Below are 13,588 nucleotides of genomic sequence, written 5' to 3'. Positions count from 1 at the left end.
GAGCGCGGCATGCCCCTCGATCTTGACGACTACCGCGCCTGCTTCGCCAAGGCGCCGCCCGAGGTCCTCGACACGCTCGAACCGTCCTTCCGGGAGGCGGTGCGGGTGATGAGTCCGGCCGGGCTGGCGGATTACATGGAGGCGGCCAGAGGGCTGTGCAATCTCGGCCGCGGCCACGACCTCGTGCTGGCCTGGCTCGAGAACATGCCGGCGGTGGTGCGCGAATGCGGCGAGGACGTGATCCGCGACTGCGCCGGCGCGGCGATGAAGCTGAGCTCGATGACCTCGGGCGAGGTGATCGCGCTGCTGTTCTCCTCGCTGCCGACGGCAGCGCGCCGGCTGGGCGACCCGGAGCTGCTGCGCGGCTATCTCGGCCTGATCCACCAGCTGTCGGCCAAGGCCGCGCGCGGGCTGCGCCCGATGCTGGGCCAGATCGACGAACTGCTGTCCAAGCTGACCCTGTCGGGCCTGCGCCGCTGGGCCAATTTCGGCGCCGATGCCTATCGGCGCGACCTGCCCAACCTGAGCCGATATTTCGCGCTCGAAAGCCCCGACGCCCGCCGGATGCTGCAGCAGGAGCGGCGCGGCACGCTGTTCATCGACAGCCAGCGCAAGCTCAACTTCTACCTGCGCGCGCTCTGGGGGCGAGACTTCTTCCTGCGCCCCGCCGCCGCCGATTACGAGGGGTTCCGCCCCTATGTCGAGCATCACGTGATGCACCTGCCCGATGCGGTGGACGACATCGCCGGCGTCGCGGGGGCCGAGATCTACCGCGCGATGGCCGCCCATCAGGCCGCGCATCTGCACTATGCCGCGGCCGCGATTTCTGCCGAACAGCTCAGCCCGGCGCAAATGGTCTTCATCGGCCTGATCGAAGACGCCCGCGTCGAGTGGCTGGCGGCACGCGACTTCCCCGGGCTGGCCAAGCTCTGGGGCCGGCTGCTGGCGATTGAGCACGCGGGTGCGGTCGAGCATCCGACAGTCCTGCAGCTCGAACGCTTCGCCCGGCTGCTGGCCGATCCCGGCGCCGCCACCGGCGATGCCGAGCTCGACGCTCTGGGCGCGCGCTTCCATGCCGGGATCGCCGACCGGGCCGAGGACAACGGGGTCTCCTGGCATCTGGGGCTCGACCTCTACCACATCCTTGCCGCGCGCCGCGAGGTGCCGAGCCTTCGCGTCCTCAATACGCTGCGCATCCCCTATCGCGACGACAACCGTTTCGTCTGGGCTTTCGAGGAATTCGACTGGGACAGCAGCGAGGGGTATGTCCCCGCCAGCCAGCGCCAGCTGCGCAAATATGTCTCGGTGCTGGAGATGGCGCAGGAGGTCGATGCCGAGCTCGCCGGCGACGACGCCCAGGAGATCTGGGTCTGCCGCGACGAGTTCATGCCCTATGAGGATGCCGGCGAGGCCAGCACCAGCTTCAACGACATGTGGGGCAAGGAGCCGATCTCGCCGCCCGTCCACTATCCCGAATGGGACTATCAACTCCAGCTCTACCGCCCCGACTGGGCGACGGTCTACGAGCGCCGCGCGCGCCGCGGCGATCCGGCGACGGTCGAGACGATCCTGGCCGAGCACAAGCCCGTCGCCCACCGCATCCGCAAGATCATCGACATGCTCAGCCCCGCCGGCGTGCAACGGCTGCGCAACATGGAGGACGGCGACGAGATCGACCTGAACGCCGCCGTCGACGCCATGGTCGCGATCCGCATGGGCGCGCAGCCGAACCCGCGCATCACCATGCGCAACGTCATCAAGTCGCGCGATCTGGCAGTGACGGTGCTGCTCGACCTGTCGGAAAGCACCAACGATCCGGTGGCGGACAGCGACAAGACCGTGCTCGACCTCACCCGCGAGGCCGCGGCGCTGGTCGCCACCGCGATTTCGGGCATCGGCGACCCCTATGCAATACACGGCTTCGCCTCGGATGGGCGCCATGACGTGCATTACACCCGCTTCAAGGACTTCGGTCAGCGCTTCGACGATGACGCCAAGGCGCGGCTCGACGGGATGAAGGGCGGCCTGTCGACCCGGATGGGCGCGGCGCTGCGCCATGCCGGCGCCCAACTCCTGCGCCAGCCCGAGCGGCGCAAGCTCATCCTCCTCGTCACCGACGGCGCGCCCGCCGACATCGACGAGCGCGATCCCCAGCACCTGCGCCACGACACCCGCAAGGCGGTCGACGACCTTCGCGCGAAGGGTATCCTCACCTACTGCCTCACCCTCGATCCCGAGGCCGACGCCTATGTCAAACGCATCTTCGGCGCCAACAACTACACGATCGTCGAGCATGTGAGCCGGCTGCCCGAAAAGCTCCCCGAGCTGTTCGCGAGCCTGACGAAATGAACCCCGCCTGGCGGCCGGCCGAGCGTTTGGGCTCGTGGCAGGGCTTGCCGAACTCGCGGGGGGCATCAGCGGCGACGCCGGGCTCGGGGCAAGGCTGGGCGTTCCCGTGCGGCGGAAACCGCCCCCCTTCTGCCAAGCTGGCGGGGACGCCGTCGCCGCTGGTTCTCGGCCCTCGCCACCGCGCGCGCCAGGCACGGCTGAAACGAGCGCCCCAAGGGGCGCCGTCGTGTCCGGCAATCGCACTGCGCTCCCCGATCCGCCATTTCAAGGCGTCGCCCGAAGTCATTCGCCTGACGGTGATGATGCAAGTCCGATTCCCGCTCTCGCTGCGAAACATCGGGGATCTGCCGCACGCGCGTGGGATCGACATCAGCCAATAGACGGTGCGGTTCCGGTGGAACAGGTTCGGGCCGCTATTCGCGTCCGAGATCCGCAAGCGGCGGGGCGCGGGCATGCGGTTCAGCCGGTGGCGCTGGCATCTCGACAAGCTGTTGGTGAATGTCGACGGCGAAGGGCACTACCCGCGCCGCCGCTCTTGCCGAGTGGCCTGGCCTTTGCGCTGAACAAGGGGCAGCGTCACTGCCCTTGTGGTGACACGTTCGCATTTGTCTGACACCACCACGGCACCGCCTCCCGGCCGCGAACAGGCTCGACGTGCGATCGCCCCGACGCGGCCAGGCGTCCGTGCCCGGGGTCAGTCCACCGCCGGCTGGCGGTGCAGCGTCGCCTGCTCGTAGGCATAGGCCAGGCCGACCAGCGTAGCCTCGCTCCATTGCTTGCCGAGGAAGATCAACTCAAACGGGGCGCCGGAGGCGTAGTAGCCCGCCGGCACCGTCACCCCGGGAATGCCCGCGATGTTGATCTCGCCCACCGTGGTGTCCATCAGCACCTCGCCGGAATGGAGCCCCGGCAGTTCCTGCGACATCTGCGGGAAGACCAGCGCATCGAGCGCGTGCCGCGCGAAGACCTCGTCGATCAGCTCCAGGTAGCTGCGCTTGAGTTCGATGAACTCGGGCAAGGCAGGCGGTGTCAGGGGATCGGCGCGCGCAGGGCCGAAATCCGCCAGCGCGGGCAGGAAGCCAAGGGGGCCGTCCTTGGCGAACACGTCCTCTTCCTTGGTCGCCTCGACGAATTCGTCCCAGGTCTTGATCGCCGCGTCGGGCCCCAGACGCCGCAGATAGAGCGACATGTCATAGGGCAGAGATTCAAGTCCGCGGCCGTCGAAATGGGGCGTGCCCGGCGTCACCTGGCGGAGCGCGGCGAAACCTGTGCCGGCGAAGGGATCCTCGACAAGGATCGCCCCGGCCGCCTCGAGCTCCGCCTTGGCGCTCGCATAGAGCGCGGCGGCCTCGGGCGACAGTTCGTTCGGCCGCCATCCCGGCCCGTAGAGGCCAAGGCGCTTGCCGCGCAGCGCGTCGGGGCTCAGCCCCGCCGCGTAGCCGGCGCGCGGGATCTTGTCGACCGAGGCGATGGTCTTGGGATCCTCGGTCGTGAAGCCGGCAAGAACCGTCAGGCATTCGGCGGCATCGGCGACGCAACGCGCCACCGGCCCGACGACATCGCGATAGCCCGACAGCGGCACCACCCCTGCGCTGGGGACAAGGCCCAGCGTCGGCTTGATCCCGACGAGGTCCTGCGCCGAGGCCGGGTTCTGGATCGAGCCCCCGGTCTCCTCGGCCAGCCCGATGACGGCCATGTGGGTCGCGACGGCGGCCGCGCTGCCCGCGCTCGACGCGCCAGGCACGCGGTCGGTGACGACCGGGTTGATCGTCGGGCCGGCCCAGCTGTCATTGGCATGGGTGCCCGAGGCACTCAGCACGGGGACGTTGGTCTTGCCGATGATGACGGCATCCGCGGCCCGCATCCGGGCGACGACCGGGCTGTCGCGCTCGGGCATCAGATCGACGCCACCGGTCCCGGAATAGAGCAGCCGCCAACCCGCGGTGGTGGGAAAGCCGACCATGTCCATCGGATCCTTGATGACCACCGGCACACCGGCGAGCGGCCCGACCGCCTCGCCCGCGGCAAGCCGCCGGTCGATGTCGCGCGCAGTCTCGAGCGCGGCGTCGTTCTCGAAGATGACGGCGTTGTAGGTGCCGTTCAGCGCGTGCATCTGCGCGATCGCGGCTTCGGCCAGCATTTCCGCCGTGAAGCTGCCCTTGGCGAGGCCTTCCCGGATCGCGGCGACGCTCATCGCGCCAAGCGCCAGGGCGGGTTTCTCGGATGTCGTGCTCATGTCGGTCCTTTCTCGGCGCCGGATGCGGCGCCGGCTTTCGCATCCAATAAAAGTGGCTGGCCGCGGGCGGTCAGGTTTTGGCTGAAATCTCGGAACCGGCCACAAGCACGACTTCGCCATCGAGGATCGGCTGGGCGATGGCGAAGAAGCGCGCCACCGCCTCCGAACCGTTGTGCCGGTCCATGGCAGCCTGATCGGCAAAGCGTTCGTAGGTGGTGAAGACGGACGGATCTTCGAGGTCTTGCGAGATGTGGAAGCCGATCGTATCCGGCTCGTTGGCACGCACATGCTCGGCAACCTCCAGCAGCGCGTCGCGCATGGTCTGCTCGGCCCCCTTCGTGGCGCGGATCACCGCGGTAATCGTCAGCATCGCAGGCTCCTGTCCGGTCGGTTCGAAACGGCGGCGGCCCGGCGTCGTGCCGGGCCGCCTGTCGGGCATCGACTCAGAAGGTCGTCCAGTCACCCAGTCCCTCGAAGGCGCTGGCGGCCTGGTAGATCGTGGCCTCGTTGTAGTCACGGGCGACCAGCATCAGGCCCACCGGCAGCCCGTCGGCCAAGCCGCAGGGAATCGACATCGCCGGGTGGCCGGTGACGTCGAAGGGGCTGGTGGCGTTGGTCATCTCGAAGGCGCGGGTGACGATCTCCTCGAGCGGAGCGCCCGGCTCGGGCAGCTTGGTCGAGACGCAGGGCAGCGTCGGCATCAAGAGCAGATCGTAGTCGCCGAACAGCGCGTCGTAGGCGGCCTTGACCTGGGTCGCGACGTTGCGCGACTTGGCGTAGTAGCGGCCGCGGTAGTGGCTCAGCCCCCATTGGCCGACGAGCATGCACAGCTTGAGCGTCTCCGACAGGTCGTCCGCCTTCTCGCGCCAGGCGGCGTGGGCGTCGAGCAGGCCGACATCATACTGGCCCTTCCAGTTGAAGCCCATGCCGTTGCCATGCATCATCTGGGCAACGAAGCCTTCCAGCGTGACCGGGTTCCAGGCGGCGATGGCGGTCAGGTGCTCGGGCAGCGAGACCTCGGCGACATCGGCGCCCAGGCCGGCGAGCTTGTCGGCGCCCGCGCGCACCTTTTCGGCCACGGCAGCCTGCATGTTGGGCAGTTCGAAGCCTTCCTTGAGCAGGCCGATCTTCAGCCCCTTCACGCCCTTGTCCAGCGCCTCGGTATAGGGCGCGGTCTGCGGCGCGTATTGGCGCGGGTCGAGCCCGTCAGCCCCGGCGATGACCTCGAGCAGCAGCGCGTTGTCGGCGACCGAAGCGGTCATCGGGCCGGTATGGTCGATGGTGTTCTCGATCGGCATGACGCCGGTATAGGGCACCAGCCCGTGGGTCGGCTTCATGCCGTAGATGCCGCAATAGGAGGCCGGGATCCGGATCGAGCCGCCCTGGTCGCCGCCGATCGCCATGTCGACCTCGCCCGCGGCCACCAGCGCGGCGCTGCCCGAGGACGAGCCGCCGGCCGAATAGCCCATCTTGCGCGGGTTGTGGACCGGAGCGGGGTCCGAGGTGTGGCTGCCGCCCGACAGGCAGAAATGCTCGCAGGTCGCCTTGCCGACGATGGTGGCGCCAGCGTCGAGCATGCGGGTCACGATGGTCGCGTCGGCCGAGGGCACGAAGCCTTCCAGCGTGGTCGAGCCGTTCATCATCGGCACACCGGCCAGCGCCACGTTGTCCTTCAGCACCACGGTCTTGCCCTTGAGCTTGCCCTCGGCCGCACCGGTCACCTCGCTCTTGCAGGCCCAGGCGTTGTAGGGGTTGTCGGCCGGGGCGGGCTTGGCGCCCGGGGTGCGCGGATAGCTGACCGGCGGCGTCGGGTTGGGCAGCGCGTCGATCACGTCATACATGTCGAACATGCCGCCCATCAGGGCGTGATACTCGGCGGCCTCTTCGGGCGACATGGTCATGTGCAGCGACTTCGCCAGGTCGACGACGTCCTCGACAGTGGGGCGGGTGATAGCCATGAGGTATCCTTTCCTATCAAACTAGGTTGCTTCAGGTCTGAATTTCGGGTGGGGAGCGGGCCCGACCGGGCCCCGGGTCAGATCGCTTCCATGCCGACCTGCCCGGACAGGATTTCTGCGCTGCTGGTTTCGCCCGTGATGCGCCCCTTCTGGATCTTCAGGATCCGGTCGGAGAGCGAGGTGATGAATTCGAGGTTCTGTTCGACCACCACCAGCGACAGCGACCAGCGTTTCTTAAGTGTCAGCAGCGTTTCGATCATCTCCTCGATGATCGAGGGCTGGATGCCCTCGGTCGGTTCGTCCAGCAACACCAGCCTGGGCTTGGTGCACAGGCAGCGCGCCAGCGCCAGCAATTGCTGCTCGCCGCCCGACAGCGCCCCGCCGCGACGGTCGAGCAGCGGCGTCAGCCGGGGGAAGTCTTCGATTACCGCGTCGATCACCGAGAGGTCCTCGGTCGGCGCAGCGGCGAGCCCCATGCGCAGGTTGTCCATGACCGACAGCTCGGGGAAGATCTCGCGCCCCTGCGGCACCAGCCCCAGCCCCATGCGCGAGCGTTCATGCGTCTTCTTGCGGGTGACATCGGCGCCGGCGAAACGCACCGTGCCGCCGGTCGCGGGCAATTGCCCCATCAGGCTGCGCAGCAGCGTCGTCTTGCCCATGCCGTTATGGCCCAGGATGCCCAGATACTCGCCCTCGGCCATCGCCATGGTGACCCCGGCGAGGATGGGAATGCGGCCATAGCCGGCGCGCAGGTCGGAGACCTCGAGAAGCATGCTCATGCCGCCACCTTCTTTCCGAGATAGATGTCGCGCACCCGCTGGTCGGCGAGAACGGCGTCGACCGTGTCTTCCATCAGAACCCGGCCCTGGTGGAAGACGGTTACCGTCTTGGCGATCTGGCGGATGAATTCCATGTCGTGCTCGACGACCACGATCGCGCGGGTGCGGTTGATGTCGCGGATGATGTCGGCGGTGCGGAAGGTCTCCTCGTCCGTCATCCCCGCCGCCGGCTCGTCGAGCAGGATCAGCTCGGGCTTGGCGGCCAGCACGGTGCCGATCTCGACCCATTGCCGCTGCCCGTGCGACAGCGTGCCGACGATGCTTTCCGCGTAGTCGCCCAGGCGGGTGAGCTCGAGGATCTCGTCGACGGTGTGGATCAGCTCCTTGGGCATCGACTTGCGTCGCGCCGCCAGCCAGAAATGCTCGCGCACGGAGAGGCCGTTGAAGACGTTGGGGACCTGGGTCTTGATGCCGATCCCCATGCGCGCGATCTCGTGCGGCAGCTTGCCGGCGATCGGCTGGCCGCGGAACGCGATCGAGCCGGAGGTCGGGATCTGCTGGCCGGTCAGCGACTTGAAGAAGGTGCTCTTGCCGGCTCCGTTGGGCCCGATCAGGCAGCGCAGCTCCATCTCGCGCAGGCTGAAGTTGATGTTGTCGTTGGCGACCACGCCACCGAAGCGCATGGTCAGGTTCTCGGTCTGGATCAGGGGAGGGTTGTTCTCGCTCATCTCACTTGCTCCCTGCGGGTTGCGCCGCGGTGGGCTCGATCTTGGCGGCGTCGGGCTTGCGCAGACGGTGCAGCCCCTCGGTGACGAGGTGACGGGCCGAGGGCAGAAGGCCCTTTGGCAACATCAGCACGAAGAACAGCAGCACGGCGCCGAGGACGAGGTTGGCGTTGACCACCTGCTGCGAGCCGATGCTGGCGACGATGTACTGGATCAGCACCGCGCCGATCACCGGGCCGAGCAGCGTGCCCAGCCCGCCGACGGTGACCCAGATGATGATCTCGGCCGACAGCGACAGGCTGAAGACGTTGGGGCTGACGAAGGCGCCCCAATTGACGTAGAGCGCGCCGGCCAGTCCCGCGACGGCGCCGCCGATGGTAAAGGCGATCAGCTTGATCAGCCGCGGGTCGTAGCCCAGCAGCGAGGCGCGGGTCTCGTTCTCCTTCACCGCGACGACGACGCGGCCGAAGCGCCGGCCCAGCACCAGCCGCAGCAGGCCGTAGACGAAGACCAGCGCGCCGGCGGTCACGTACCAGCCCTGCTCGGGGTAGAGCGGGTTGGCGGGATCGAAGGGCATGTTGAAGGTCGGCACCGCGGGAATGCCGTTGAAGCCGCCCAGCTGCGCCGTGCCGATGTGGTATTCCTGGCCCGAGGTCGAGTTGGCGACGTTGAACAGGATCAGAGTGACGGTCAGGGTGATGACGCCGAAATAGACGTCCGAGATCCGGCCGTAGAAAGTGAAGTACCCCAGCGCCATGGCGAAGAGCGCGGGCACCAGCACGGCGAGGGCGATCGCCGGCGTCGAATCCTGGTAGTTGATCGCGGCCACTGCGTAGGCATAGGCTCCGAGCCCGAAGAAGGCGGTCTGGCCGAAGGACAGGATGCCGCCGAAGCCCCAGATGAAGGCCAGCGACAGCGCCAGCACCCCCATCGAGGCGAACAGCGTCATCTGCATCACGGTGAACAGGTCGACATAGCTCGGCACGAGGACGATCAGGACGATCACGACCGCCAGCGCGGCCAGTTGCGTAAGGAGGGAGAGGTTCCTGGTCATCAGAGTTGCCCCTTGAAGAAGCGGCCCGAGATGCCTTGGGGCAGCAGGCGGATGAGGATGATCGCCGTGGTGAAGACGATGACCTGGCCGTAGACCGGCGTCGTCAGGTAGGAGCCGATCTGGTCGATCGACCCGAACAGCGACGAGGCCGACAGCGAGCCCGAGAGGATCGAGGTCCCGCCGCCGACGACGGTGATGAAGGCCTTGGCGACATAGGCCGCGCCCATGCCCGGGGTGATCCCCGCGACCGGCGCGATAAGACCGCCCGCCAGCCCCGTCAGCGCCGCCCCGGCGGCGAAGGTCAGCATGTAGACGCGGTCGGGGTTGATCCCCAGCGCGGCCGACATCGCCGGGTTCTGCATCGTCGCCCGCGCGATCAGCCCGAGCCGGGTGAAGCGCATCACCGCGAAGACGATGGCGATCACGACGAGGGCCATGGCGAAGATGAACAGGTTATAGAAGCTCGAGCTGTAGGAGCCGACCGAGAAGCCGCCCATCGGCGTCTGCACGCCCTTGATGGTGTTGCCGAAGATCGTCGTGACGATCCCGGTGATCAGCAGGCTGAGGCCCCAGGTGGCGAGCATGGAATCGACCAACCGGCCGTAGAGGTAGCGGATCAGGAAACGCTCGATCACCAGTCCGACGATGCCGACGAAGAGCGGCGAGATCACCAGCATCGAGATCCAGATGTTCACGCCTGCATTGGTGGCGATCACGGTGGCGTAGGCGCCCAGCATGATGAACTCGCCATGGGCGAGATTGACGATCTTCATCATCCCGAAAATGATCGCCAGCCCGACGCAGAGCAGGAAGAGAGAGGCGACGCCGTTGAGGACGTTGAGCCCGAGTATGATGTAGATGTCCATTGCGGGAAGCCCCTTGTTCGCGCGTGTCTGAGACGTAAGGAGGGGCGGCCGCGCCGGTCGCGCGGCCGCCCTTGCCGACCGGCCTTACAGCTCGATGACGTATTGCTTGTTGTCGTTGGGGTTCTTGACCAGGTCGCAGACGCTCGCCGTGTCAGAGGGCTCGACGTCCTTGTAGGTTTCCAGAACGTCCCACTTCTTGTCCGCCACCTTCGCCAGGTAGGCGTTGCGCGTGGTGTGGTGGGTGGCCTTGTCGAGGCTGACCATGCCGCTGGGGCCTTCGAAGGAAACGCCGCCCTCGAGCGCCTCGATCACCTTCATGCGGTCAATGTCGCCGGCCTTGCGCACGCCCTCGGCCCAGAGATGGACGCCCTCGTAGGTCGCCGAGGCGAGTTCCGAGATGTAGGGGCTGTCGGGATGGGCCTTCTTGATCGCCTCGACGAACTTCGTGCTCGCGGGCGTGTCCAGTTCCTGGAAGTAGCCGTAGGCGCCGACGATGTCGTTGCTGACCGCCGGGGCCAGGGTCTCGGGCTCGTTGACCAGGCCGAAGGTGGTCGACGCGATCGGGATCTGGCCCTTCATGCCGGCCGATTCCCACTGGCGGTAGAAGGCGGTGTGGTTGCCGCCGACCAGCGCCGAGAGCAGCAGGTCGGGCTTGGCCGCCTGGATCTTCGAGATCGCCGAGCCGAAGTTGGTCACGTCGAGCGGGAAGAAGTCGGTTTCCAGCACCTTTCCGCCGTTGTCCTGGACGTATTTGGTCATCCACTTGGCGGTGATCTGGCCGTAGTTGTAGTCGGCGGCGATGATGTAGGCCGTCTTGCCCTTGGCGTGATCCATCGCGTAGGGCACCAGCTTCTGCACGGTCTGCGCCGGCGTGGTGCCGGTGCAGAAGGTGTTGCGGTCGCAGACACCGCCCTCGTAGAGCACGTTGTAGAAATACAGCAGGCGGTAGCGGTCGAAGGTCGGCCGGATCGCCTCGCGAGAGGCCGAGGTGATGCCGCCGTGGACGACGTCAACGCGGTCCTTCAGCGCCAGTTGCTGGGCATATTGCGAATAGAGCTGGATGTTCGACTGGGTGTCGTAGCCGACGATCTTGACCGGACGACCCAGCAGGCCGCCGCCGGCGTTGATCTCTTCCACCGCCAGTTCGAGGGCATATTTCATCGGCACGCCCGAGGCCGCAAGGCCGCCCGACAGGTCGAGCAGGCTGCCCAGCAGGATCGGCTTGTCCGAGGCGAAGGCGGACTGGCGGAAGACAACGGGGCTCGCCAGGACGGTGGCGGAAGCGATGGTGGAACGCTTGAGGAAATTACGACGCGACAACTTCATTGCATGGTCTCCTATGGCAGGGTGCCATATTAGATGATTACGCAATTATTGAAATGTCAAGTATTGTTGTTTACACGGCTAAGAGCTTGAAATCATAGCCATCCAGTCGCGCGAGGAAGATCGGGTGACGCCCCCCGACAACCGCTTTCGACTTGGAGCCCCGCGCCGTGCGCTGCTGCTGGATGCGCCCCGCGAGTCGGTGAATCGCCCGCGCGTCGAAGACCTCGGCCCGCTCGACCAGCGAGGCCAGACTGTAGATGCCTTCGTAGCAGGACTGGCCGAAGGAATTGACCGGCGGCGGCGCATCGCCATAGGCGGTGTGGTAGCGTTCCAGGAAGGCGCCGTTGTTGTGCGAACGCACCGAGGCGAAGTAGCCCGAACTGACAAAGAGGTTCTCGGTCGCCTCAGGCGGCAGCCCGTAGACGATGGTCTCGTCGATCGCCGAGGTGAAGCGCAGGACGTGCGGGCAGAGGCCGGCCTCGTGGAAGGCGCGGTTGAACGCGATCCCGTCGCCGCCGAGGAAATAGGGCAGCACGACATCAGGCTTGGCGCGCTTGATCCGCGCGATCAGGGAGTCGTAATCGTCGGTCCCGACCGGCATGTAGGCCTCGCCCACCACCTCGCCGCCGACGCGCGGGATCATCGAGCGGGCGATCGACAGGCTGGTGCGCGGCCAGACGTAATCGCTGCCGCACAGGAAGTAGCGGCGCGCGTTGCGATGATCGGACAGCCAGCGCAGCCCCGGCGCCAGCAATTCTTCGGCCGTCTCTCCGGTGGTGATGGTCTGCGCCTCGGGGGCGATGCCCTCGTATTGCGGCGTGTAGATGAAAGGGACCACGTTGAAGGTCGAAGCCGCGACCGCGTGGCGGGCATAGCTCGGAAGCATGCCGACGATCCCCTGCGCCCCGTTGCGGATCGCGCGGCGGGCGGCGGCCCGGGCGTCGGCATCGGTGGTGCCCGCATCCTCGACGACCAGCTCGACGTGCTGCCTGAGGATGCCGCTCTGACGGTTGATCTCGCTCACCGCGAGGCGCGCGCAGGCCTCGGCGGATGGCGACCAGATGCCGGCGGGCCCGGTTTGCTGGATCAGGAGGCTGATCTGCACCGTGTTCAAGGGTCTCACACTCCATCCTCGCGCGACCCCTTCGAGTCCGGTCTTCAGGTGGACGAGGAAGGGTGGGCTTCCCCTGCGCGCGATGCCATTCAGATAAAAGGTCCGTGAGGAGCCCGCGAAAAGGAAAGCCGAACTGGGCCGGAAAGCATGCAGGACACAGTTATTGACCTACCTGCTGAAATATTGAGCGGTATCGCTTGATCCAGCGACAGTTGGCAATTATGCGAATTTCAATTATTGAATGGGAAAGTGATTTGCTCGGAGGCCAGTGATGCACCTTTCGAATCTGATCCGTGGCGTTCATCGCTGCGTCGAGGACTTCATCGCCCAACGCGTAAAGGCGGCTGGCCTGTCGGTCGAGCAGTATCGCATCCTCGAGGCGCTGCATCAAAGCGACGGGCGCTCGATGGGCAGTCTCGCCGCCGCGCTGTTCGTCGACGCGCCGACCCTGACCAAGATCGTCGACCGGATGGTCACCTCCTCGTTGGTCTATCGGGCTCCCGACAGCAACGACCGCCGCAAGGTTCTGCTCTACACGGCGCAAAAGGGCGCACAGGTCTTCATGGACCTGTCCTCGATCGAGACGGACCTGCACGCGCATCTCGAGCGCGAACTGGGACGGAGCGACCTCGGCCACCTGACGCGGACGCTTCACCGCATTCTCGAAAGCGGCCCGGCCGGGCAGGTCTCGGCGCGAGCGTCCACCGCGCCCGAAGTGATATCGGGTGGCAGGGCGATCTGAACTGACCAATTGTGGCGCCGCCTGCCCCAGCCGCTAGGCCATGAGCTCGGACGCGTCGCGAACGGCAACGAAATGCCCCCCTGCGACCTGCCGCAACAGGACGCGCTCAGGCTATTCCCCATGCGGCAGAAGGAGCTTCGGCGGCTCCGCGGCCTGACGCGCCAGGGGCGCGGCGGTCAGGATCGGGCATTCGCACCACCCAGGCTCAGCGGCCGTGGCGATCCCGTATTCGGCAAGATGGGCGCCAAGCGCATTGATCGGGGCCGTTCGTTGCCGGACGAGAAGCTCCCGCGTCCTGTGTGGCATGAATACGCCCTGCTGATCCCGCCGCGCCGAATTTGTCGAGGATCAGGAAATCGAGCCGGGAGAGCAGATCGGCGGGGCGGCCCTGGTGGCCCGTGAGCGTCTCTCTCTTCGTCAGTTCACCAGGCCCCCCCCC

At 66.8% G+C, this 13,588-nt stretch carries 11 protein-coding genes and 2 pseudogenes; 3 read left to right on the top strand and 10 right to left on the bottom strand.

From position 1 onward, the window contains the following. Positions 1 to 9 precede the first annotated feature (9 nt). Complete coding sequence (locus ACFOES_RS03095) at positions 10 to 2,349, top strand: nitric oxide reductase activation protein NorD (protein ID WP_377831706.1); 2,340 nt, start codon at positions 10 to 12, stop codon at positions 2,347 to 2,349. Between the two features lie 236 nt (positions 2,350 to 2,585). Then, positions 2,586 to 2,870, top strand: a pseudogene (locus tag ACFOES_RS03090) (IS6 family transposase); the annotation flags it as partial. 173 nt (positions 2,871 to 3,043) lie between these two features. Here the strand turns inward: ACFOES_RS03090 and ACFOES_RS03085 are convergent. From ACFOES_RS03085 to ACFOES_RS03045, 9 genes are all read right to left on the bottom strand, one after another. Further along, positions 3,044 to 4,585 (bottom strand): amidase, encoded by a 1,542-nt coding sequence (locus ACFOES_RS03085; RefSeq protein WP_377831705.1) that lies wholly within the window; start codon positions 4,583 to 4,585, stop codon positions 3,044 to 3,046. A gap of 70 nt (positions 4,586 to 4,655) precedes the next feature. After that, positions 4,656 to 4,955 (bottom strand): putative quinol monooxygenase, encoded by a 300-nt coding sequence (locus tag ACFOES_RS03080; protein ID WP_377831703.1) that lies wholly within the window; start codon positions 4,953 to 4,955, stop codon positions 4,656 to 4,658. A 73-nt stretch (positions 4,956 to 5,028) separates the two neighbouring features. Next, on the bottom strand, positions 5,029 to 6,543 hold the full coding sequence (locus ACFOES_RS03075; RefSeq protein ID WP_377831702.1) for an amidase: 1,515 nt from the start codon (positions 6,541 to 6,543) through the stop codon (positions 5,029 to 5,031). A gap of 77 nt (positions 6,544 to 6,620) precedes the next feature. Continuing rightward, entirely contained in the window at positions 6,621 to 7,322 is a 702-nt protein-coding gene (locus ACFOES_RS03070; protein ID WP_377831701.1) for an ABC transporter ATP-binding protein, read from the bottom strand. Further along, on the bottom strand, positions 7,319 to 8,050 hold the full coding sequence (locus ACFOES_RS03065; protein ID WP_377831700.1) for an ATP-binding cassette domain-containing protein: 732 nt from the start codon (positions 8,048 to 8,050) through the stop codon (positions 7,319 to 7,321). Before ACFOES_RS03065 ends, ACFOES_RS03070 begins: the two co-directional genes overlap by 4 nt. A 1-nt stretch (position 8,051) precedes the next feature. Then, positions 8,052 to 9,101, bottom strand: coding sequence for an ABC transporter permease subunit (locus tag ACFOES_RS03060; RefSeq protein ID WP_377831699.1), 1,050 nt, complete (start codon positions 9,099 to 9,101; stop codon positions 8,052 to 8,054). Beyond that, the gene (locus ACFOES_RS03055; protein ID WP_377831698.1) at positions 9,101 to 9,967 is read right to left on the bottom strand and encodes a branched-chain amino acid ABC transporter permease; all 867 of its coding nucleotides are present in this window, start codon (positions 9,965 to 9,967) and stop codon (positions 9,101 to 9,103) included. The genes ACFOES_RS03060 and ACFOES_RS03055 overlap by 1 nt, the downstream gene beginning before the upstream one ends. An 84-nt stretch (positions 9,968 to 10,051) precedes the next feature. Then, the gene (locus ACFOES_RS03050) at positions 10,052 to 11,293 is read right to left on the bottom strand and encodes an urea ABC transporter substrate-binding protein (RefSeq protein ID WP_377831697.1); all 1,242 of its coding nucleotides are present in this window, start codon (positions 11,291 to 11,293) and stop codon (positions 10,052 to 10,054) included. Between the two features lie 70 nt (positions 11,294 to 11,363). Continuing rightward, positions 11,364 to 12,416, bottom strand: a complete 1,053-nt coding sequence (locus ACFOES_RS03045; RefSeq protein WP_377831696.1) for a substrate-binding domain-containing protein — start codon at positions 12,414 to 12,416, stop codon at positions 11,364 to 11,366. Positions 12,417 to 12,678: 262 nt separating this feature from the next. Here ACFOES_RS03045 and ACFOES_RS03040 point away from each other — a divergent pair, with 262 nt between their 5' ends. After that, positions 12,679 to 13,149, top strand: a complete 471-nt coding sequence (locus ACFOES_RS03040) for a MarR family winged helix-turn-helix transcriptional regulator (protein ID WP_377831695.1) — start codon at positions 12,679 to 12,681, stop codon at positions 13,147 to 13,149. A 201-nt stretch (positions 13,150 to 13,350) separates the two neighbouring features. On the opposite strand, the pseudogene ACFOES_RS03035 reads toward ACFOES_RS03040, so the two are convergent. Then, positions 13,351 to 13,473 (bottom strand): annotated as a pseudogene (locus tag ACFOES_RS03035) (IS110 family transposase); the annotation flags it as partial. Positions 13,474 to 13,588: the final 115 nt, after the last annotated feature.

The sequence above is a fragment of the Acidimangrovimonas pyrenivorans genome (assembly GCF_042643245.1).
GTDB classification, from domain to species: domain Bacteria; phylum Pseudomonadota; class Alphaproteobacteria; order Rhodobacterales; family Rhodobacteraceae; genus Acidimangrovimonas; species Acidimangrovimonas pyrenivorans.
Note: the sequence above shows the minus strand (reverse complement) of the source record. Positions and strands in the feature narration are given on the sequence as shown.